Source organism: Streptomyces sp. NPDC008086 (assembly GCF_042957325.1).
Lineage (GTDB): Bacteria > Actinomycetota > Actinomycetes > Streptomycetales > Streptomycetaceae > Streptomyces.
In genome coordinates this window covers 785916-806267 of the sequence record NZ_JBIBIA010000001.1, presented here as the reverse complement: position 1 = coordinate 806267, position 20352 = coordinate 785916, and the positions used below count along the sequence as shown (strand labels likewise).

Sequence of the window (20352 nt, the reverse complement as noted above, 5' to 3'; positions counted from 1 at the left end):
GGGTAGGCGGGCTTGACCGGGTACGCGGGCTTCTCGGGGTACGCCGGCTTGACCGGCTTCACCGGGTACTCAGGCTTGACGGGCTTGACGGGGTAGGCGGGCTTTTCCGGATAGGCAGGCTTGACGGGCTTGACCGGGTAGGCAGGCTTCTCCGGGTAGGCGGGCTTGACCGGGTACGCGGGCTTCTCGGGGTACGCCGGCTTGACCGGCTTCACCGGGTACTCAGGCTTGACGGGCTTGACGGGGTAAGCGGGCTTCTCCGGATAGGCAGGCTTGACCGGCTTCACCGGATACGCGGGCTTCTCCGGGTACGCCGGCTTGACCGGCTTCACCGGATATTCGGGCTTGACCGGCTTGACGGGGTAAGCGGGCTTCTCCGGATAGGCAGGCTTGACCGGCTTCACCGGATACGCGGGCTTCTCCGGGTACGCCGGCTTGACCGGCTTCACCGGATATTCGGGCTTGACCGGCTTGACGGGGTAAGCGGGCTTCTCCGGGTAGGCGGGCTTGACCGGCTTGGTGGGGTATTCCGGCTTGACGGGCTTGACCGGGTGTTCCGGCTTGACCGGATGCACCGGATACTCGGGCTTGACGGGGTGTACCGGGTGCTCCGGCTTGACCGGGTGCACCGGATAGTCCGGCTTGACCGGATGCACGGGGTGTTCCGGCTTGACCGGGTGCACCGGATACTCGGGCTTGACCGGATGCACCGGATACTCGGGCTTGACCGGGTGTTCCGGGTACGTCGGCGTGCTTCCGTGTGCCGGGTGGGCGGGCTTGGCCGGGTACGGGGGGTGCGGGGTGGTGTCGTCCTGGGCGTGGGCGGTGCCCGTGCTCGCCAGCGCGGCTGCGGCGAGCGCGGCAGCCATGGCGGCTGGCGCCAGAACTGATCGCCATCTAGGCGATGTCGTCATTGTTTCCACTCTCCTCGACTTGGTTCAGGGCCTCGTGACGGCTGGTCAGCACCAAGAGCCGGACAGTGGAATGAATAGGAAATCGGCTGATATGAATAACGCTCCGTCGGTCATAAGCCACCGGATGGTGTAGCGCAGGAGGCCAGTTGGCCGGGGAGGGAGTAGGCCGCAGCGGCAGTCCCCGCAGTCCCCGCATTCCCGCAGCCCCGCAGCCCCGCAACCTCGGCCCCCGTCAGGCGGCAGGCCGCACGAGCCCCGACTCGTACGCGAACGTCACCGCCTGGACACGCGCGCGGGCGCCGATCTTGGCGAGGATGTTGCTGACGTGCGTCTTGACGGTGGTCGGGGCGATGGACAGCCGCTCGGCGATCTCGGCGTTGGACCAGCCGGAGGCGACCGCCGTGAGGACGTCGCGCTCGCGCCCGGTGAGGGCGGCGAGGTCGGATCCGCGAGGGAGGGGACGGCTGATGCGCTGTTCGCGGACGGTGTCGATGAGCGCGCGGGTCAGGTCTGGAGTGATGACGGCGTCACCCGCGGCGACGATGCGGACGGCCGAGGCGAGTTCGTCGGGTGCGGCGTCTTCGAGCAGGAACCCGTCCGCACCGGCGCGCAGGGCCGCGTAGGCGTAGCCCTCGTGATCTGCGCGGGCGAGGACCAGGACGCGGGGCGTGTGCGTGTCCGCGTCCGCCGGTTCCAGATGCCGGTGGCCCCGCCGTGGTCGTGCGAGGCGTCGGACGGTGACGATGTCGTCGTCCGTGCCGGAGAGCTGACTGCCCATCAGGACGACGTCGGGTCGCAGCGCGGCACTCGCGCGTACCGCTTCGGGCCCGCTCGACGCCTCCCCGACGACGCTCAGGTCGGGCTCGGGGTCCAGGAGCATGCGCAGGGCGAGGCGCTGTAGTGACTGGTCGTTGACCACGAGTACGGAGACCATGCCTGTCATCTCCCGCGAGCAGAACGAAACGGTTTCGTTCACCACGCTAGCGTAGCCCCTGTAAGGCCGAGGTAGGCGAATGCCCGGAGCCCGTCGTCCCTCAGCGCTCCCCGGCGTCCCCCGCCGAAGTCCCCGACGGCCGCACCGTGAGCATCTGCTGTGCCTGCCCGACGGGGCCGTTGATGTCGTGCAGGACCGTGCTGGTGACGCCCTGGCCGATCGGGCCGAAGGCCACGGTCGTGCCGAGGCCGGTCCAGCGGCCTTCCGGCTGCCGGGGCCGTGCGGTGAGGACCGCGGGTTTCAGCGCCGTACGGTCGGTCCGGGCGACTGAAAGCGGCCTGAAACCGTTCTGAACCGCCGGGGCCGCACGCTCTGGGGCATGACGACGACGGACCACGAACTCGCGATCGCGGCCACGGGGCTGCGTAAGGCCTATGGGGACAAGACCGTCCTGGACGGCATCGACATCCAGGTACCCGCGGGCACGATCTTCTCCCTGCTCGGGCCGAACGGCGCCGGCAAGACCACCGCGGTCAACATCCTGTCCACCCTGATCTCCGCCGACGGGGGACAGGCCCGGATCGCCGGGCACGATCTCGGCGCCGAGGCCCAGGCGGTGCGGGCCGCCATCGGGGTCACCGGTCAGTTCTCCGCCGTGGACGGGCTGATCACCGGCGAGGAGAACATGCTGCTCATGGCGGACCTGCACCACCTCTCCAAGAGCGAGGGACGGCAGGTCACCGCCGAACTGCTGGAGCGCTTCGACCTCACCGCGGCCGCCAGGAAGCCCGCCTCCACCTACTCCGGGGGCATGAAGCGCCGACTCGACATCGCCATGACCCTGGTCGGCGGCCCCCGGATCATCTTCCTCGACGAGCCGACCACCGGTCTCGACCCGCGTTCCCGGCACAACATGTGGCAGATCATCCGGGAGTTGGTCGCCGACGGCGTCACCGTCTTCCTCACCACGCAGTACCTGGAGGAGGCCGACCAGCTCGCCGACCGGATCGCGGTGCTCGACGGCGGCAGGCTCGTCGCCCAGGGCAGCGCCGAGGAGCTCAAGCGGCTCGTCCCGGGCGGCCATGTGCGGCTCCGCTTCTCCGACCCGGTGGCCTACGAACGGGCGGCCACCGCACTGCGCGAGACCACCCGCGACGACGACGCCCTCACGCTCCAGATCCCGAGCGGCGGCAGCCAGCGCGAGCTGCGCTCCATCCTCGACTGGCTCGACTCGGCCGGCGTCGAGGCCGACGAGCTGTCCGTGCACACCCCCGACCTGGACGACGTGTTCTTCGCCCTGACCGCGAGCACCGCCCCCGCCCCCGCGCCCGCCACCACGAAGGAGACCGTCCGATGAGCGCCCCCGCCACCCCCGCATCCCCCGCAAGCCACGCCCTGCGCGACAACCTCACCATGCTGCGGCGCAACCTCCTGCACGCCCGCCGCTACCCCTCCCTCACCCTGAACCTCCTGCTCACCCCGGTCATCCTGCTGCTGCTCTTCGTCTACATCTTCGGCAACGTGATGAGCGCAGGCATCACCGGCGGCCCCGCGGACCGCGGCGAGTACATCGCGTACATCGTCCCCGGCATCCTGCTCATGACCATCGGCGGAACCGCGATCGGCACCGCGGTGTCCGTGGCCTCCGACATGACCGAGGGCATCATCGCCCGGTTCCGCACCATGGCGATCTCCCGCGCCTCCGTGCTGATCGGCCATGTCCTCGGCAGTGTGATCCAGACGCTGATGGCGCTCGCGGTGGTGCTGGGCGTCGGCCTGGCCATCGGCTTCCGGCCCGACGCGACACCGCTGGAGTGGCTCGCGGCGGCCGGACTGCTGACGCTGGTCAGCGTCGCGCTGATCTGGATCGCGGTGGGCATGGGACTGGTCAGCCCCAACCCCGAGGGCGCCAGCAACCTCGCGCTGCCCCTGATGGTGCTGCCGCTGCTGTCCAGCGCGTTCGTGCCGGTGGAGGCCATGCCGGGCTGGTTCCAGCCGGTCGCCGAGTACCAGCCCTTCTCGCCCGCCATCGAGACCCTGCGCGGACTGCTGATGGGCAGCGAGATCGGCGCGAAGAACGCCCTGCTCACCATCGGCTGGTGCCTGGGCCTGACCCTGCTGGGCTACTTCTGGTCCAAGGCGCGGTTCAACGACGAGCCGGGGAGTTGAGAGCCTGCTCACCGGCTCCGAGCTCGCGCAGCGCCACCGCCCGCAACTCCTCCCGTCCCAGGGCGGCGTACCTCGACCTCGCGTCGGCGTACGCCGCCCCGTCGGCGTTCTCGGCCGCCTGCCGGGACCGGGCCGAGGACAGGGTGGGGAACTCCCGTACCACCGACATCCGTTCCGCCAGGGCCACCAGTCGTACGGCCGCCGTGTCGCCCCGGGCCAGTCCGGCGAATCCGAGCGCCAGCAGTACGGTGCCGTACACCGGCAGTTCCACCGGGGTCCCGCCTTCCGGCTCGCCGGACAGCATCGCGAGCAGCCGTCCGCGCAGCCGCTCGGCCAGCCCGGCCACCGGCTCCAGCCTGCCGTGCTGCGCGTGCGCGGCCAGCGCGGCCGACTGCATCTGCAGCATCCAGGAGTCCGCGAACGGATCGTCGGCGTACAGCAGACCGCTCTGCCGTACCCACTCCACCGCCTGGCGCCACAGCCCGAGCCCGACCTCGGTCAGCCCCCGGGCCAGTGCGATCTCCGCCCGGGCCAGCAGATCGGGACTGGAGATCTCGGCGGCCTCCGGCTGCTGGCCCATCGCCGCGAGCCGCAGCCAGTACTCCGCCTCGTCGACCTCCCCGCGTTGGAGGCAGGCCAGGACGAGCCCCCAGCGGACGCCGATCAGGTCCAGCCACTCGCTGAACTCGCCGAGCACGTCGAGCGCGGACCGCAGATGGTCGTACGCCTCCGCACCACGCTCGGACTTGAGGCACAGCTCGCCGATCCGCCCGTGGCTGAGCAGCCGCATGGCCGGACTGCCGAGCGGTCCCAGCGCGTCCAGCATCCGGCGTGCGCACTCCAGGGCACGCTCCCTCTCCTGCTCGGACTCCCACACATAGCTGGCGACACAGGACGCGACCGCCGCCAGCAGCGGCTCCTCGGCGCCGCAGAGTTCCGTCAGCCGTGTGTAGCGGGGCGGGTGCATGTCCGGGACGGCGCACAGCACGACGGCCAGCGCCCGCACCACGGTGTCCGGCGGCGCGGGCGGCAGCCGGCGCAGCGTGACGAGGTGCCGTACGGCGTGCGGGCCGTGGCCCATGAAGAGGCTGGCCGTGCACGTGGTCGCCGCGCTGCGGGCCGTCTCGACGTCCTCGGTGTCCTTCGCGCCGGGACGGAAACGGGACAGCGGGCCGGCGGTCTCGGTGGCGAGAGCGGCGAGCCGGGCGTAGTTGGAGCCGGTGGCCCACAGGCCGCTCAGTACGGCGGTGAGGGCCGCGGTGGTGGGGCCGTCGGCGCGGGCCAGCGCGTACCGCAGGGCCAGGACGAGGTTGTCCTGCTCGGCCCGGATACGGTTCCAGGAGGGCAGCGGATCGTCGCCGAACAGCACGTCGTGGTGCGCCCGGCCGAAGTCCCGCGCCCAGCACAGGAACCGGTCGGTCACCGCCTCCTCCTCGCCGGCCTCCGCGCGTCGGGCGGCGCCGAACTCCCGCAGCGTCTCCAGCATGTGGAAGCGCACCCCGGCCGGACCCTCGCCCACCTTGATCAGGGACTGGTCGGCCAGCTGCTCCAGCAGTGCCAGTACGTCGGCGGTCCCGCCGAGCACGTACTCCGCCGCCGCCTCGCCGAAGCCGCCGGGGAACACCGACAACGCCCGCAGCGCCGCCTGGCCGTCCGGCTCCAGCAGGTTCCAGCTCCACTCGACCACGGCCCGCAGCGTCCGATGCCGTTCGGGCGCGTCACGGGCGCCGCCGCGCAGCAGCGCGAAGCGGTCCCGGAGCCGGCGGGAGATGTCGGCCACGGACAGCGCCCGCACCCGGGCCGCGGCGAGCTCCACGGCGAGCGGCAGCCCGTCCAGGTGCCGGCAGATCTCGGCCACCGTGCCCTCGGGCAGCTCCACCCCGGGCCGGGCCGCCCGCGCCCGCTGCGCGAACAGCTCGACGGACGTCGCCAGGGACAGTTCCGGCAGGGCGTACACGGACTCCGAGGTCAGCCCGAGCGGAGCCCGGCTGGTGGCCAGGACCTTGAGCTCCTTCGACCGCGACACCAGCGTCCCCACGAGTGCGGCGGCACCGGACACGACCTGCTCGCAGTTGTCCAGCACCAGCAGGGTGGGCCCCGCGCCCAGCGCGGCGAGGATGCCGCTCTCCGCGTCCCCGGCCCCGGCGAACTGCCGCCCCTCCCCGGCGCCGACCGCCGACGCCACCTCACCGGCCACGTCGTCGTCGGCGGTGACACCGGCCAACGCCACGAAGTGCACCACGGGCTGCTCGGCCGCCCGGCTCACCGCGTGCACGAGCCGGGTCTTGCCAAGCCCGCCCGGCCCCACGACGGTGACCACCCGGGCCGACCGCAGCAGCCCCGCCACGGCGCCGACGTCGGCGTCCCGCCCGAGCAGCGGGTTCGGCTCGTGCGGCACCCCGTGCCGGACCGGCGCCACCTCCGCGCTCAGCAACTCCTGGTACGCCGCCCTGAGTCCGGGCCCCGGATCGGTGCCGAGCTCCTCGCGCAGCCCGCGGCGGTAGGCGTCGTACCGGGTCAGTGCCGCGGCCCGGCCCGCGGTGGCGGCCTCGCAGCGCAGCAGCTCCGCCAGCACCTCCTCGTCCCGCGGCAGCTCCCGCGCCAGCTCGGCCAGGGGTGCGGCAGCCTCTTCCCGCCGCCCCAGCCGGGCCAGCGCGAGGGCGCGGAGGCGGGCCAGGGACCGCTGCGCCCGTGCCCGGTCGGTGCGCAGCGCCACCACCGGATCGTGCAGATCCTCGCCCGCTCCGGCACCCACCCCGCCGTCCCACAGGGCGAGGCCCGCCTCGGCCCGCGCCAACGAGCCCTCGTGATCCCCCGCCCGGGCACGCTCGGCGCTCGCCGCCTCGTGCAGCAGCAGCGCGGAACTGTCCACCTGCGCCTCGTCCAGAGCCAGCCGGTACCCGGTGGGTGTGCTGACGACCAGTTCGGCACCCACCTGCGCCCTGAGCCGCGACACCAGGATCTGCACCGCCTTGCCCGGCCGCTCCGGCTGCTCCTCCGGCCACAGGCCCTCCACCAGCCGGCCCGTGCTGCACCCGGTGCGCGGGTCCTCCGCGAGCAGGGCCAACAGGCCGCGCAGCCGGGGCGCGGTGATCTCCCGCCCACGGCAGGCGACTCGGGACAGCAGGGTCAACTCGGTCGTCACCCGTGAAGGTTAGCCAGCACCACCGCGGCCGCGTCGGGCACCAGGGGCCTACGTCACCGTCCGACCCGCCGGGCGGAATGATCCCGCTCCTGCGGGGGAGCCGCTGGATGGCACGGTCCCGCACTCCGTGGTGAGGTGATGCCGAGAGGCGGGTCACGGGTGACGGGCAGGGGCGAAGGCTACGGGCGAGCGACGGGAGCGGCTTCGGCATGGTGGCGGAGATGGACGCGTTCCTCCGGCGGGTGAACCCCGACATGTGTGTGGTCACGGCCACGGCGGCCGGCGAACGGGCCGGTTGTCTGGTGGGGTTCGCCTCGCAGTGCTCCATCCGGCCGGTGCGGTGGGTGGTGTGGCTCTCGGAGGTCAACCACACCTTCCGCGTGGCCCGGTCCGCGCAGGTCCTGGCCGTGCATCTGCTGGCCCGTGAACAGCACGCCCTGGCCGAGCTGTTCGGCGGCCGCACCGGCGACCGGGAGGACAAGTTCCGGCACGTCCGCTGGCGCGAGGGACACGGCGGGGCCGTCGTCCTGCGGGACGCGCCGGCCTGGTTCGTCGGACGGATCGTCACCCGCGTCGGGGGCGGCGACCACATCGGCTTCGTCCTCGACCCGGTCGAATGGGGCGCCGACGAGACGTACGACGGCCCGCTGCTGCGCCTCGACGACGCCCGGACGATCGAGCCGGGCCACCCGGTGGACTGACGTGGCGTCGACGGCATGCGGAGCGAAGCGTGGCGGCGTGAGCTGACCGCCCAACTGGACCAGGGCCTGCCACCGGGCCGTATCGTCACCGACCCACACCGTCGCCGCCGTCGCCGAGGCGGGTCTGATCCCCTCCGCGCTGGAACGCGTGGACCGGCACTGCCTGGCCGCCGTCGACGAGTGGAAGCACATGAGGCTGTCCACCGAGGCCGAGGTGCTGCTGCTCGGCCGGGCCGACAGCCCGGGCCCGGCCGGGGAACTGGAGGCGGACGCCCGCCGGCCTGCTTCGAACGGGCCGGCGCGACGTACGCGGTGCGCTCGACCGACCCCTACGAGGCCGAGGCGCTGTTCGAGGCGCGGCGCCTGGCCTCCCCGGCGCTCGAACGCCTCGGCCCGGTCCTCACCGAGGACGTCTGCGTGCCCAGGTCCGCGTGCCCTAGATGCTCGCCCGCATCGAGGAGACCGCGTACCGCCACGACACCCTGATCGCCAACATCGCCCATGCCGGCGACGGCAACCTCCACCCCCTGCTGATCACCCGCCCCTGCGACTCGGCGGCACGGTGACCGGCGAACACGGCGTCGGCCTCCTCAAACGCGACGGCTTCAGCGTCGAGGCCGGACCGCCCGTACTCGCCCTCAATCGGGCCGTCAAGGACGCGCTGGATCCGCGAGGGATCTTCAACCCGGGGAAAGTCGTGGCGGCTCGGACGGACGAAGGGGCGTGACGACGGAGCCACGGCGGTGACTTCGACGCCGCCCGCCGGGATACTGGTCGCCCATGGACGAGGTCAAGGTCGTCGTCGCCCACTCCGAGCGGGCGACCCTGCGCGTCGGTGACGTGTTCCTGAAGGTGGATGCCGATCAGGCGCGTATCGACGCCGAGGTCGAGGCGATGGCGCTGGCGCCGGTCCCGACCCCGGAGATCCTCTGGCGCAGGCCACCTGTGCTCGCGCTCGCCGCGGTCCCGGGGGCGACGCTCGGCCGCCTCGGCGAGCCGTCGGCCGCGTCACCGGCGGCGTGGGCCGCGGCAGGCGCCGCAATCCGGCGGTTGCACGACGCCCCGCTGCCGCCCCGACGCGGCCGCGCCGGCAGACCGGTCGACGAGTTGGCGGCGGAACTCGACGGCGAGTGCGCGTGGCTCGTGGCGAACGGCGTGCTCCCCGCCGACCTGGTCAGGCGCAACCGCCGGGTCGCCGAGGCCGCGCTCCGGCCGTGGACCCCGGCGTTCACACACGGCGACCTCCAGATCGCCCACGTGTTCCTCGACGGTGACGAGATCACGGGCATCATCGACTGGTCCGAAGCGGGCCAGGGCGACGCCCTGTTCGACCTCGCCACCTTCACGCTCGGACACGAGCCACACCTCCGCCACGTCCTCGCCGGCTACGGCACCGACGTCGCCCCGGACCTCGACGTCATCCGCGCCTGGTGGTCGTTGCGCAGCCTGCTGGTGGTCCGCTGGCTGGTCGAGCACGGCTTCGACCCGTTCATGCCGGGCTGTGAGGTCGACGTGCTGAGATCCCGGATGTGAGGAGGCGTCCGCTGCTGTCTTGACACCTGGTTGGCACCCCTATAGCGTCTGGCCGAATTTACGAACATTGTTCTAAATGTCGAACGCGCCTTCCGGCTGCGGCTCGACCCGATCACCACGGCAACAGGGCGCGCCGACGCCACGTTCCGTGTGACGAGCTGCCCCGGCGTCCTGCTTCCAGGCAACGCTCCCGACTTCCAGGCAGGTCTCCCGATGTCTGACGTTCCTCGCATGGATCCCCACGAGCGGCAGGCGGTACGGCACTTCGATCACTGTCCGTGGCTCTTCGCCGGGGACGCGACCCAGGCGCAGCGCCTGGCCCAGCGGGAGCGGCAGCAGGCGGTCGGCGGCGACACCGAGTTCGGCGAACGGTGCTACGTCGCCGACTCCGCGGCCGTGTTTCCCGACCGGCTGCGGCTCGGCGACGACTCGTACATCGCCGCGCACGCCTACGTCACCGGCGAGTTGACGACCGGGACGGACTGCACGCTGAACCCCTTCACCACGGTGCGGGGCACGGTCACCCTGGGCGACGGCGTACGGATCGGCGCGCACACCTCGATTCTCGGCTTCAACCACACCATGGCCCCCGACCGGCCGGTCTTCCAGCAGCCCCTCACCAGCCGGGGCATCAAGGTGGGGGACGACGTGTGGATCGGCTCGAACGTGGTCGTCGTGGACGGTGTGACCATCGGCGACCACTGTGTCGTCGGCGCCGGCGCGGTGGTCACCAGAGACCTGCCCGCCTGGACCGTGGCCGCCGGGAACCCCGCGCGGCCGATACGCGACCGGCGCGGTCGCCCCGCAGGCACCCCGGGGAACGCCGGGATGGACCTGACCCGCTTCGCCGACACCGCCCGCGCCCAGGCCGCCGACATCCTCGCCCGCTCCTGGGACGGCGACCGGTACGTCGACCGCCCCGGGGCGGCACCCACGATGCGCGCGCACTGCGACGCCGTGGAGATCGCCGACCTGCTGCTCGGCTGCGCCCCGCCGCAGTGGGACGCCGAGGAGCACATCCAGCGGCTGAGCGCGGCACAGGACCCGGTCAGCGGTCTGGTGCCGGAGTTCGGCGAGCCGCTCCCGAACGAGGCCGACGACGGCCTGACCGGCAGCGGGGCCGCGCTGTACCACATCCTCTCCGTGGGCTACGCCCTCGACCTGCTGGACGCGTCGTTCCCCCACCCGGTCCGCGGTGTACGGGACATGACGCCCGGTCAACTCCTGCTACGGCTGCAAGACCTGCCCTGGCGCGACGGCGCGTGGACCGCCGGCGCCTGGATCGATGCCTGGGCCACGGCCGCCCACTGGAACCTGCGGTGCGGCGAGGACGCCGCCTCCGGCTCGCTGGAGGCGCTGTTCGGCTGGCTGCTCACCCGGGCCGACCCCTGGACCGGCATGTGGGGGAGCCCTTCCGCACAGGCCGGCCGACTCCAGGTCGTCAACGGCTACTACCGACTCACGCGCGGCTCGTTCGCCCAGTTCGGCATGCCGGTCCCGCATCCGGAGCGGGTCGTGGACACCGTGCTGGCCCATGCCCACGACGCCCGGCACTTCGGGCCCGGCCGGCTGAACGCCTGCAACGTACTGGACGTCGCCCACCCCCTGTGGCTGTGCTCCCGACAACTCGGCACGGGCACCGGAGGCGACGGATACCGTTCGGCGGACATCCACGCCTGGGCCGAGCGACAGCTCACAGCCGTCCTGCCCACCTGGCACGACGGCGAGGGCTTCGGGTTCGCCACCGGCCCCGTCGGCCCCGGCCCGCGTCCCGGACTGCAGGGCACCGAGATGTGGCTGGCCATCGTCTGGTACCTGGCCGACCTGCTGGGCCGGTCCGACGAACTCGGCTACCGCCCCCGCGGAGTCCACCGGCCGGAACCGGCCGGCGCCGACCGCAATGCCCTTGCCCCGTGGCTGAGTTGACAGAAGCTTTCCGGGCCGGGGGCAGAAGAGCCGCGGGCCGCGCCCAGGAGCCGGCGATCGCGCGGAGTCGGCGGTCGCCGAGGCTCGTGCGGTTCTGCGGCAGGGCGATCCGGCCACGGGGGCGCGTCGACGATCGGGCCTGACGCCCTCAGGTCTGCTCCGTTCCGTCCGCCGGCAGGCGCTCCGGCAGGCCGAGCCGCGGGAACTGGTCGTCGTGGAACGTGATGATCTCGGCGATCGCCCCGCCGGTGACGCGCAGCACGTCGATCGTCAGCGGCAGGTACGCGCCCTCCGGCTTCCGCCAGAGGTAGAAGGCGATGGCGGGTTGCCGGTTCACGGCGGTGAGGACGGGGCGCAGGCCCTTCATGCCCACGAAGCCGCTCTCGACCCAGTCGCGGACCACCGCGTCGCGGCCGACGTGCAGGCCCGGCGTGGGCGGCATCGAGCAGCGGACGTCGTCCCGAAGGAGTGTGGTGAGCCGGTCGATGTCGGTGGCCACGCTGGCGTCCGTATAGCGGCGCACCAGCTCACGCGTCCCGGCGTCCTGCTCGCCGCCGGTCCAGTCCTGCCGCTCGGCGGGCAGGTGCTCCCGCATGCCGGCGCGGGCCCGCTGCAGCGCGCTGTTCACGGAGTGGACGGAGTCCCCGAGGCACTCCGCGACATCCTTCGCCGGCCAGCCGAGCACGTCCCGCATGATCAGTACGGCCCGTGGGCGCGGCGCGAGGTGCTGGACCGCGACCAGGTACGCCAGCTCGATCGTCTCCCGCGCCACGGCGACCGCCTCCGGCTCGTCCGCGTCGCCCGCGGGCAGCTCGTCGAGCAGCCGGTCCGGGTAGGGCTGCAGCCACAGCACCTCGCCGCCGGTCGCGGGCTCGGGGCGGCTCTTGGCGAGCAGGTCCAGGCAGGCGTTGGTGGCGATCCGGTACAGCCAGGCCCGGAACGTGGACCGTCCCTCGAAGGTCTCACGCCGCCGCCAGGCACGCAGGAACGTCTCCTGCACGGCGTCCTCGGCGTCCTCGAACGACCCGAGCATCCGGTAGCAGTGCACGTGCAGGTCCCGCCGGTGCTGCTCCACCAGCCCCGAGAACGCCGACTCGTCGACCTCGCCCAGCCCTCTCCCGCCCAGACCGCTCACGTCCAGCTCCTCCAGCCGCGTGTCCGCACTCATCACGTCATCCTTCCGCCTCGTCGTGCCCCGTCGTACGTGTGACGGGCGGGGGCGCGAAAACTCATCACCGGGCTCGGTCGGAACGACTTCTGCTTCGGCGTGACCCCTGCTGTGGGGTGGATCACATGACCGGATTGAGTCGGGGACCAGGGGCCCTTCCGTACCCTCTCGTGAGGCTTGAGACCGGGACGAGGATGAGGCGCCATGACCGCTGGGTGGTGTTCTCGCACGCTCAGGGCCGCGGTGTTCGCGGCCGTCTGCGTGCTGCTCGCCGCCCTCGGCCACGTCATGATGTCGGGGACGACGGTGCCCTGGTGGGCCATGGCCGCCGGGGCCGCGGTGACCGGCGGGGCGGCCTGGCTGTCGGCGGCGGGGGAGCGGGGGCCGGTTGTGGTCGGCTCCGCCGTGGTCGCCGCCCAGACCGCACTCCACGTGTCGTTCTCGCTAGCCCAGACGGTCGTACACCCGGCGGCGTCCGGCGCCGTGGGGTCGATGGCCCACATGGGGTCCATGCACGCTCCGGACCACGGTATGGGCGGCATGCCCTCGACCGGCATGCCCTCGATCGGCATCTCCTCGACCAGCGCGTCCTCCACCGGCATGCTCGCCGCCCACCTGCTGGCCGCGCTGCTGTGCGGACTGTGGCTCGCCCACGGTGAACGCGCCGCCTTCCGCATCCTGCGCGTTCTCGGCGGATGGCTCGGCGCGCCACTGCGCCTGACCCTCCGGTCGCCCGCGCCCCCGCATCGACCGCGTGTCAGCACCTCACGGGCCCGTTCCGATCACAGGCCGCGGCACCTCGACCTCACCCACGCGATCACCTCTCGGGGCCCTCCCACGGGAACCGCTGTCGCCTGACGGCAGCCGGTTTCCCGAGGCCAGGCACACAGTCGCCGAACCGCCGACGCCCAGCGGCCTCGGGCCCCGACCGGCCGCCCGCACCCGCGCGCCCGTCCTCACACCCCGTCGAAACGAGGGAGCACCCCGTGCATCGCCGCCTGACCTTGGTACGCAGTCTGCGCCTCTCCGGCGCCCTCTCGGCAGCCGCTCTCGCCGTCGCCCTCGCCTCCGCGGGACCGGCGGCGGCGCATGCGGAAGTCGAGGCAGAGGGGGCTCGTGCCCTCGACCAGAACGTCAGACTGACCTTCTCCGCCGAGTCCGAATCGGCCGCGGCAGGGATCAGCGGACTGGAGGTGATCCTTCCCGAGGGCATCACCCCGCAGGACATCACCTACGTGGAGGGCCCCAAGGGCTGGGAGTTCGCTGTCACGAGCCGTGGCTACACCGTGTCCGGACCGAAGCTGGCCGTGGGCGAGGACGTCAAGTACGTCGTGAGCGTACGGCAGTTGCCCGACGCGAAGGAGGCGGTCTTCAAGACGCTCCAGTCCTACAGCGACGGCAAGGTCGACCGCTGGATCGAGCTGGAGGAGGAGGCCGAGGGCGACGGACACGGGCATGGACACCCCGCGCCCCGACTGGAGCTGAAGGCGGCCGCACCCGGTGCCAAGTCGGTGAGCCCCACTCCCAGCGAGGCCTCCACGCCCCCCGCCGCTCCGTCCGGCACGCCCTCGAACGCCCCCGCCGCCGACGCTTCCCCCGCTGACGGTTCCTCCGCGGAGCCGGTGGCGGACGACTCGAAGGACGACGACGGCATGCCCGTCGCCGTCCCTCTGGCCATCGGCGCGACGGTCGTGGCGCTCGGCGGCGGCGCGTGGTGGTTGAGGAAGCGCCGGGGCGGGGCTGCCTGAGGCCTCGGGGCGTCCCCCGGAGTTCGCCCCGGCTGCCCGCAGACCAGGTTCGGGTTCCGGGCCGGAGCCTCACCGGTTGGGCAGAGCGCGGCCGAGGAGGGGGAGCAGGCGGTCCCAGTGACGCCGCAGTGCGGCGGGGTTGAAAGCGTCGGTGTCGGCCATGGTGAAGCCGTGGACGGTGTCGGGGTAGATCTCGGAGGTGTAGTCGACACCTGCGGCGTCCAGGGCCTGGTTGAGTTCGGCGAGGCCCTCGGGCGTCAGGTCGGTCGCGGCGTGGCCGAAGTGGGCCTGGGCGGTGAGGGTGCGCAGGCTGTCGGGCCCGGCGGCGCCCACGGGGGCATGGAATCCGGCGACGGCGGCCACCTGGCCGGGGTGGGCCACGGCGGTGCGCACCGCGAGGAGACCGCCTATGCAGTAGCCGGTCACCGCGACGGGTCCGGCGCCGGCCTCGGGCTGGGTGGTGAGGAACCTGAGGTAGGCGTCGGCGTCGCGCAGGGTCCGTTCGGGGGTGTGCGCCTCGATCAAGGGCATCAGCCGACCCATGACGGCGGTCCGGGCCTCCGCTCCGATGTGCTCGGGAAGTTCGATCACCGGTGCCGGGCCGTGCCGGTAGAAGAAGTTGGGGACGAGCACGTAGTAACCGTGGCCGGCCAGTTCGCGGGCCATCTCCCGCAGCACCGGCCGGATGCCGAAGCCGTCCGCGTACATCAACACCGCGGGGTGCCGCTCGCCGTCGTCGGGGAAGGCGGCGACGGCATCGGCCTGGCCGTCCGCGGTGGGGATCTGCAGCATCTTGGTGGGCATGAACTCTCCTGTCGTGGTTGATGTGTCCTGTGATCAACACGACGGAGGCGGCGCCCGCGCGGCAGCGCCAGTTCCTCGATCGAACAGCGGGCTCGCACAGGCCCGCACGGCGCTCAGAAGAGCACCGGGTCACCGATCCGTGTGTGGCGAAGTGCCGTCCCGGTAGTCATGCCCGCAACCTAGCCCACCGAACAAAGCCGAGGCCAGCACCCCAAGTCCACAACGCCGTTCGCGCGAATGATCCCGGCCGACACCTCGGATGCTGAACGCGGTCAATGCGCTGCCCGTGACTCCGGTACCGAGCACCGACTGTCAGACCTGCCTGCGATGCTCCGAGTATGGAGACGACAGTGCAGCTCACGATCGACTGCTCCGACCCGCAGCGCATGGTGACCTTCTGGGCCGAGGCCCTGGGGTATGTCCCGGAGCCCCCGCCGGGCGCGCACGCCACCTGGCGTGCCTACTGGGCGGCGATAGGGGTGCCCGAGGAGGAACTGCCGGCCGGTGCCGGGGACATACCGGAGTCGATCATCGATCCCGAGGGACGTGGACCGAGGGTGTGGTTCCAGCAGGTTCCGGAGCCGAAGGTGGCCAAGAACCGGTGGCACTTCGACCTGAAGGTCGGTGGGGGCCGTGACGTGCCGCTGGACGTCCGCACGCGGCGGGTCAACGCCACGGTGGAGCGGCTGGTGAAGGCCGGTGCCAGCGTTCTGCGGATCAAGGACGAGCCGGACACGGAGTTCTACGCCGCCGCCATGCAGGACCCCGAGGGCAACGAATTCGACGTCGTCTGAGGACCGTTGCGACGGTGCCGGTCGCAGCCACTCGTTCATGGCTGCGACCGGCACGGTCACCTTGCGGCGCTTCCTGTGGTGGTGAGCCTGGTCAGCCTTGTCCCGGTCGGGGCGGAGCCGTGGCCTTCAGGTGTCGGGTGAAGAACTGGGCCGCGGCGTCCCCCGCGAACTGCGGGACGCCGGTGTGCCCGCCCATATTGGCGTGCAGCGTCTTCTCCTTGGAGCCGAAGGCGTCGAACAGGTCCAGGGCTGCCTGCCGGTCGTTGCCTTCGTCGTCCCACTGCAGCAGGACGTGCAGAGGGATGGTGACCTGGCGGGCCTCCTCGAACATGGCGCGAGGGACGAAACTCCCGGCGAACAGAACAGCGGCCGAGATGCGCGGCTCGACGACCGCCAGCCGGGTCCCGATGGAGATCACTCCTCCCGAGTACCCGACCGGGCCGCCGATCTCGGGCAGTGCCAGGAGGGCGTCCAGAGCGGCCCGCCATTCCGGGACCGCCTTGTCGACCAGGGGGAGGATGACGGCGTCGATGATCTCGTCGCTGACCGGCTCGCCGGCCTCCACGGCCCGGCGCAGGTCGGCGAGGGCCTGCTCGGCGGCGGGCCAGCGGGGCCGGTCGCCCCTGCCGGGAAGCTCGATGCCGGCCGTGGCGAAGCCGCACGCCGCCGAGTGCCGGGCTCGGCCCAGAAGTCGGGGGTACGTCCTGCGCAGCCCGATGGGAGGAGGGCTGAGCAGGATCAGCGGCACCGGTGCGGACGGGGACGCGGATCCGGGCGTCCACAGGATGCCGGGGATTTCGCCAAGGGTGAATTCGCGCTCGAGGACAGCGTCGTCGAGCCGCCGTTCAGAAGTGAACCGCATGGTCGTGCCTTTCGGGAGGGCCCTTGAACGGCGCTCCCGGACGACCTATCGCCCGACCGTGACCCCGGAGGGGAGCACCCATGTCGATACGTTCACGGGTACCACCTCCTCGCTCTCCAGCACGGCCACCGGAAACGTAGCAGCGGCTGCCGTGGTTCCGCCAACGGCTTTTTCCGGCGGGCCGCACCGCCTTGGGGACGCCGCGTCACGGACGCCGGCCCCCCGTGAAGCAGGAGCCCCGAACCCGCCCTCGCCGCCTCGGATCTGCACGGGGTGATGTGCTGTGCGGTTCGCACGCTGGATCCGCACGTCGACCTCGCGGATCTCGCGGGCGCATCTGGACTGGTCAGAGCCAGTCCCGTCGCTTGAAGATGACGTACAGGCTGGTACACACGACCCCCATCAGGGCGATCGCGAAGGGGTACCCGAAGACCCAGTGCAGTTCCGGCATGTGCGTGAAGTTCATGCCGTAGATCGTCCCGACCAGCGTCGGAGCGAACAGGATGGCCGCCCAGGAGGAGATCTTCTTGATCTCCTCGTTCTGCTCGAACCCCGCCTCCGCCAACGCCCGCATCTCCGCGTTCTGTTGCTGCGTGACCAGCGTCGCGTTGACCGTGAGGATTTCCGTGAGGGCCTGGCGGAAGCCGTCGACGCGTTCGCTGGTGTGGGTGACGTGGTCGGCGACGTCGCGGAGGTAGCGCTGGAGTTCCTCGTCCGTGCCGTACTTGGAGAAGCCGGCCATCAGGCCGTGCAGCATGCCGACGAGCGGGCGGGTGGCGCGTTGGAACTCGACCATTTCCTGGGAGAGTTCGTAGATACGGCGGGACACCTCGGGATCGCCGCGGAAGACCTCGGTCTCGATCTCGTCGATGTCGTTCTGGACGCCCGTCACGACCGGCACATAGCCGTCGACCACGGCGTCCAGTATCGCGTAGAGCACCGCCTCCGGGCCGAGTTTGAGCAGCTCCGGAGTCTCCTCCATGCGGCGGCGCACCGCCGAGAGGTCGGGGGCGGCACCGTGGCGGACCGTGATCACGAAGTCGGGGCCGACGAACACGTGGAGTTCGCCGAAGTCGACCTCCTCGGGCGCGTCCAGGTAGCGGGCCGCCCGCAGGACGACGAAGAGGGTGTCGCCGTAGCGCTCCAGCTTGGGCCGCTGGTGGGCCTCCATCGCGTCCTCGACCGCGAGCGGGTGCAGGTCGAACTCGGCGGCCAGGGAGAGGAGTTCGGCCTCGGTGGGGCGGGCCAGACCGATCCAGGCCATGCCGGACGGCTGGTCGCGCAGCTCGCGGAAGGTCTCGGCGAGGGTGGCGGGGGAGGAGACCCGGACGCCGTCCTGGTACAGCGCCGCCTCCACGACGCTCGCCACCTCGGCGGAGTCGGTCGGTGTGGAGGAGGGTGACGGTGCCGGGGCCGGTGGCTTCGGGGGCTGTGGCGGGGTGAGGGCTCGGCGCCAGACGGACTTCATGGGGTTCTTCGAGGCGGGGCGGGCGCGTCGCTCGGACATCGCGGCTGCCTCCCGGACGAGACGACGAGTACGTGTACGTGTGCGCGTAGCTGTGGGTACGTGTGGGTGATCACGGAGCAGGATATACGGGGCGAAAGACCTGGGCGTGGGCGGGCGACCGCGGATTCCGTGAGAGTTCAGGACAGTGACTGTCCGCAAGTCTCACTAACGTGCGTCGCATGACGAAGTCGACCAAGGCAGCGAAAGCGGTGGCCCGGACCGCCCCCGTCCTCACCACCCGCGCCCTCAACCGCGCCACCCTGGACCGGCAGCTCCTGCTGCGCCGCTCGCCGCTGTCCGCCATGGCGGCCGTGAAGCACCTCGTCGGCCTCCAGGCGCAGGAGGTCAAACCTCCGTACTACGCGCTCGCCGCCCGCCTCGACGGGTTCACGCCCGAGGACCTCGCCGGGCCGCTGGCCGACCGCGCGGCCGTACGCATCGTCACCCTGCGCTCGACGATCCATCTGCACACCGCCGACGACAGCCTCACCCTGCGCCCGCTGGTCCAGCCCGTCCGGGACCGGGAGGTGAAGCTCTTCCGCAAGGGCCTTGTCGGCGTCGACCTGGACCGGCTAGCCGTCGTCGCCCGCGACCTCGTCGAGGACGGGCCCCGCACCATGAAGCAGCTGCGCGAGGCCCTGGGCGCCGAGTGGCCGGATGCGGACCCGCAGTCCCTGGCCATCGCCGTCCGCTGCGCGCTCCCGCTCGTCCAGGTCACCCCGCGCGGACTGTGGGGCCGCAGCGCCCAGGTCACCCTCACCACCCTCGAGCACTGGCTGGGCCGCCCCGCCGAGCCGGCCGCCTCCCCGGACGACACCGTGCTGCGCTATCTGGCCGCCTTCGGACCGGCCTCCGTGAAGGACATGCAGACCTGGTCAGGGCTGACCCGGATGCGCGCCGCCTTCGAACGGCTCCGCCCCCAGCTGCTCACCTTCCGGGACGAGAACGGCGTGGAGCTCTTCGACCTCCCCGACGCCCCGCGCCCCGACCCGGACACCCCGGCCCCGCCCCGCTTCCTGCCCGAGTTCGACAACCTGCTCCTCTCCCACGCCGACCGCGCCCGTGTGATCCCGCCCGCGAACCATGGCCGCACCTGGCAGGCCAACACCTTCTACTGCCCGCTCCTCGTCGACGGCTTCCTCGCGGGCGTGTGGCGGATCCTCGGCGACGCCCTCGTCATCGAGCCGTTCACCGAGCTGAGCAGGCGGCAGCGGGCGGAGGTGACGGAGGAGGGGGAGCGGATGCTGCGGGTGCTGCACCCGCGGGAGGCGTACGACGTCCGGTTCGGGACCGTCATCCCCTAGGGGGCACGCGCCGGTGCACCCGCGCGACCGTCTCAGTCCGTCCGGCCCGTCACCGCCACCGTCAGGCCCAGCCCGATCATGGTGAATCCACCGGCGCCGCCGATCAGCGACAGCCGGCGGTCGGAGCGGGCGAACCAGGTGCGGGTGGCGGAGGCGGTCAGGCCCCACAGGGTGTCCGTGACGAGGCCGATCGTGATCGGGATCAGGCCCAGCACCAGCATCTGCAGGGGGACTTGGCCCGCGGACTGGTCCACGAACTGGGGGAGGACGGCGGCGAAGAACACGACGCCCTTGGGATTGGTGACGCCGACCAGGGCGCCGTCGAGGACCGTGCGCAGATCGCCGTGCGCAGGGCGGGCCGGGTGTGCCGAGGACGGTTCCGCCGCCGACACGCGCAGCTCCTTGCGGTGCCGGAACGCCTGGACGCCCAGGAACACGAGGTAGGCGGCGCCCGCCAGTTTGACCCCGAGATAGACCGCCGCGGACTGCTCCACCAGCGAGCCGACGCCCACCGCGACCGCGACGACCAGCAGATACGAACCGAAGACATTGCCGACGGCCGTCGCCAGTGCCGTGCGCCGGCCGTGGGCCAGGGCCCGTCCGATGACGAACAGCACGCTGGGGCCCGGGATCAGGACCACCAGGAGCGACATGGCCGCGAAGGCCAGCAGCCGATCGGCCGACATCATGCCCGTCACCTCGCATCACCGCCGTACGGTTCCGGCCATTCAAACCCGGGACGTGCGGACATGGATAGGGGGCGTTGGGGGGGGCGCGGGGGGGGGCCCCCCCCCCCCCCCGGGTGAACCCCCGGGTGGTGGGGGGGGCGAGATTTAGGCGGTG

At 72.1% G+C, this 20352-nt stretch carries 17 protein-coding genes and 2 pseudogenes; 10 read left to right on the top strand and 9 right to left on the bottom strand.

The window, feature by feature from the left end:
- The 3 genes and pseudogenes from ACFZBP_RS03530 to ACFZBP_RS03520 form a co-directional block, all read right to left on the bottom strand.
- Positions 1-923: pseudogene (locus ACFZBP_RS03530) on the bottom strand (hypothetical protein); the annotation flags it as partial.
- A gap of 223 nt (positions 924-1146) precedes the next feature.
- The gene (locus tag ACFZBP_RS03525) at positions 1147-1848 is read right to left on the bottom strand and encodes a LuxR C-terminal-related transcriptional regulator (RefSeq protein WP_391410342.1); all 702 of its coding nucleotides are present in this window, start codon (positions 1846-1848) and stop codon (positions 1147-1149) included.
- A gap of 100 nt (positions 1849-1948) precedes the next feature.
- On the bottom strand, positions 1949-2083 hold the full coding sequence (locus ACFZBP_RS03520; protein ID WP_391410392.1) for a hypothetical protein: 135 nt from the start codon (positions 2081-2083) through the stop codon (positions 1949-1951).
- Positions 2084-2227: 144 nt separating this feature from the next.
- On the opposite strand from ACFZBP_RS03520, the gene ACFZBP_RS03515 reads away from it, so the two are divergent.
- Both ACFZBP_RS03515 and ACFZBP_RS03510 read left to right on the top strand, forming a co-directional pair.
- On the top strand, positions 2228-3205 hold the full coding sequence (locus ACFZBP_RS03515) for an ATP-binding cassette domain-containing protein (protein WP_391409596.1): 978 nt from the start codon (positions 2228-2230) through the stop codon (positions 3203-3205).
- Positions 3202-4017 (top strand): ABC transporter permease, encoded by an 816-nt coding sequence (locus tag ACFZBP_RS03510; protein WP_391409595.1) that lies wholly within the window; start codon positions 3202-3204, stop codon positions 4015-4017. The genes ACFZBP_RS03515 and ACFZBP_RS03510 overlap by 4 nt, the downstream gene beginning before the upstream one ends.
- Here ACFZBP_RS03510 and ACFZBP_RS03505 read toward each other — a convergent pair.
- Positions 3995-7162, bottom strand: a complete 3168-nt coding sequence (locus tag ACFZBP_RS03505) for a BTAD domain-containing putative transcriptional regulator (protein WP_391409594.1) — start codon at positions 7160-7162, stop codon at positions 3995-3997. The genes ACFZBP_RS03510 and ACFZBP_RS03505 overlap by 23 nt on opposite strands.
- A gap of 212 nt (positions 7163-7374) precedes the next feature.
- On the opposite strand from ACFZBP_RS03505, the gene ACFZBP_RS03500 reads away from it, so the two are divergent.
- The 4 genes and pseudogenes from ACFZBP_RS03500 (at position 7375) to ACFZBP_RS03485 (ending at position 11322) form a co-directional block, all read left to right on the top strand.
- On the top strand, positions 7375-7863 hold the full coding sequence (locus ACFZBP_RS03500; RefSeq protein ID WP_391410340.1) for a flavin reductase: 489 nt from the start codon (positions 7375-7377) through the stop codon (positions 7861-7863).
- Between the two features lie 100 nt (positions 7864-7963).
- Positions 7964-8590, top strand: a pseudogene (locus ACFZBP_RS03495) (FAD-binding oxidoreductase); the annotation flags it as partial.
- 53 nt (positions 8591-8643) lie between these two features.
- The gene (locus ACFZBP_RS03490) at positions 8644-9396 is read left to right on the top strand and encodes a phosphotransferase (protein WP_391409593.1); all 753 of its coding nucleotides are present in this window, start codon (positions 8644-8646) and stop codon (positions 9394-9396) included.
- A 231-nt stretch (positions 9397-9627) separates the two neighbouring features.
- Entirely contained in the window at positions 9628-11322 is a 1695-nt protein-coding gene (locus ACFZBP_RS03485; RefSeq protein WP_391409592.1) for a DapH/DapD/GlmU-related protein, read from the top strand.
- Positions 11323-11470: 148 nt separating this feature from the next.
- On the opposite strand, the gene ACFZBP_RS03480 is transcribed toward ACFZBP_RS03485, so the two are convergent.
- Positions 11471-12490 carry an RNA polymerase subunit sigma-70 gene (locus tag ACFZBP_RS03480; protein ID WP_391409591.1) on the bottom strand — a complete coding sequence of 340 codons (1020 nt, stop codon included), beginning with the start codon at positions 12488-12490 and terminating at the stop codon, positions 11471-11473.
- A gap of 204 nt (positions 12491-12694) precedes the next feature.
- On the opposite strand from ACFZBP_RS03480, the gene ACFZBP_RS03475 reads away from it, so the two are divergent.
- Positions 12695-13348, top strand: coding sequence for a hypothetical protein (locus ACFZBP_RS03475; RefSeq protein WP_391409590.1), 654 nt, complete (start codon positions 12695-12697; stop codon positions 13346-13348).
- A gap of 128 nt (positions 13349-13476) precedes the next feature.
- On the top strand, positions 13477-14238 hold the full coding sequence (locus ACFZBP_RS03470) for a DUF1775 domain-containing protein (protein WP_391409589.1): 762 nt from the start codon (positions 13477-13479) through the stop codon (positions 14236-14238).
- Positions 14239-14307: 69 nt separating this feature from the next.
- Here the strand turns inward: ACFZBP_RS03470 and ACFZBP_RS03465 are convergent, their stop codons facing one another.
- A complete protein-coding gene (locus ACFZBP_RS03465) occupies positions 14308-15042 on the bottom strand; it encodes a dienelactone hydrolase family protein (RefSeq protein ID WP_391409588.1) in 735 nt (244 codons plus the stop codon).
- Positions 15043-15380: 338 nt separating this feature from the next.
- Here ACFZBP_RS03465 and ACFZBP_RS03460 point away from each other — a divergent pair, with 338 nt between their 5' ends.
- Positions 15381-15836 carry a VOC family protein gene (locus tag ACFZBP_RS03460; RefSeq protein ID WP_391409587.1) on the top strand — a complete coding sequence of 152 codons (456 nt, stop codon included), beginning with the start codon at positions 15381-15383 and terminating at the stop codon, positions 15834-15836.
- A 91-nt stretch (positions 15837-15927) separates the two neighbouring features.
- Here ACFZBP_RS03460 and ACFZBP_RS03455 read toward each other — a convergent pair whose 3' ends face one another.
- Together ACFZBP_RS03455 and ACFZBP_RS03450 are read right to left on the bottom strand one after the other, a co-directional pair.
- A complete protein-coding gene (locus ACFZBP_RS03455; RefSeq protein WP_391409586.1) occupies positions 15928-16698 on the bottom strand; it encodes an alpha/beta hydrolase in 771 nt (256 codons plus the stop codon).
- A 346-nt stretch (positions 16699-17044) separates the two neighbouring features.
- The gene (locus tag ACFZBP_RS03450; RefSeq protein ID WP_391409585.1) at positions 17045-18205 is read right to left on the bottom strand and encodes a CorA family divalent cation transporter; all 1161 of its coding nucleotides are present in this window, start codon (positions 18203-18205) and stop codon (positions 17045-17047) included.
- Positions 18206-18384: 179 nt separating this feature from the next.
- Between ACFZBP_RS03450 and ACFZBP_RS03445 the strand changes: the two genes are divergently transcribed.
- On the top strand, positions 18385-19509 hold the full coding sequence (locus ACFZBP_RS03445; RefSeq protein ID WP_391409584.1) for a DNA glycosylase AlkZ-like family protein: 1125 nt from the start codon (positions 18385-18387) through the stop codon (positions 19507-19509).
- A 32-nt stretch (positions 19510-19541) separates the two neighbouring features.
- Here the strand turns inward: ACFZBP_RS03445 and ACFZBP_RS03440 are convergent, their stop codons facing one another.
- Positions 19542-20198 carry a LysE family translocator gene (locus ACFZBP_RS03440; RefSeq protein ID WP_383446696.1) on the bottom strand — a complete coding sequence of 219 codons (657 nt, stop codon included), beginning with the start codon at positions 20196-20198 and terminating at the stop codon, positions 19542-19544.
- Positions 20199-20352 lie beyond the last annotated feature (154 nt).

Excerpts from the sequence above, each read along its gene's own strand:
- ACFZBP_RS03455 (WP_391409586.1), bottom strand. The coding sequence starts at position 16,698 with ATGCGGTTCACTTCTGAACGGCGGCTCGACGACGCTGTCCTCGAGCGC.
- ACFZBP_RS03475 (WP_391409590.1), top strand. The coding sequence starts at position 12,695 with ATGACCGCTGGGTGGTGTTCTCGCACGCTCAGGGCCGCGGTGTTCGCG.
- ACFZBP_RS03485 (WP_391409592.1), top strand. The coding sequence starts at position 9,628 with ATGGATCCCCACGAGCGGCAGGCGGTACGGCACTTCGATCACTGTCCG.
- ACFZBP_RS03480 (WP_391409591.1), bottom strand. The coding sequence starts at position 12,490 with ATGAGTGCGGACACGCGGCTGGAGGAGCTGGACGTGAGCGGTCTGGGC.
- ACFZBP_RS03515 (WP_391409596.1), top strand. The coding sequence starts at position 2,228 with ATGACGACGACGGACCACGAACTCGCGATCGCGGCCACGGGGCTGCGT.
- ACFZBP_RS03460 (WP_391409587.1), top strand. The coding sequence starts at position 15,381 with ATGGAGACGACAGTGCAGCTCACGATCGACTGCTCCGACCCGCAGCGC.
- ACFZBP_RS03510 (WP_391409595.1), top strand. The coding sequence starts at position 3,202 with ATGAGCGCCCCCGCCACCCCCGCATCCCCCGCAAGCCACGCCCTGCGC.
- ACFZBP_RS03525 (WP_391410342.1), bottom strand. The coding sequence starts at position 1,848 with ATGGTCTCCGTACTCGTGGTCAACGACCAGTCACTACAGCGCCTCGCC.
- ACFZBP_RS03490 (WP_391409593.1), top strand. The coding sequence starts at position 8,644 with ATGGACGAGGTCAAGGTCGTCGTCGCCCACTCCGAGCGGGCGACCCTG.
- ACFZBP_RS03445 (WP_391409584.1), top strand. The coding sequence starts at position 18,385 with ATGACGAAGTCGACCAAGGCAGCGAAAGCGGTGGCCCGGACCGCCCCC.
- ACFZBP_RS03450 (WP_391409585.1), bottom strand. The coding sequence starts at position 18,205 with ATGTCCGAGCGACGCGCCCGCCCCGCCTCGAAGAACCCCATGAAGTCC.
- ACFZBP_RS03440 (WP_383446696.1), bottom strand. The coding sequence starts at position 20,198 with ATGATGTCGGCCGATCGGCTGCTGGCCTTCGCGGCCATGTCGCTCCTG.
- ACFZBP_RS03465 (WP_391409588.1), bottom strand. The coding sequence starts at position 15,042 with ATGCCCACCAAGATGCTGCAGATCCCCACCGCGGACGGCCAGGCCGAT.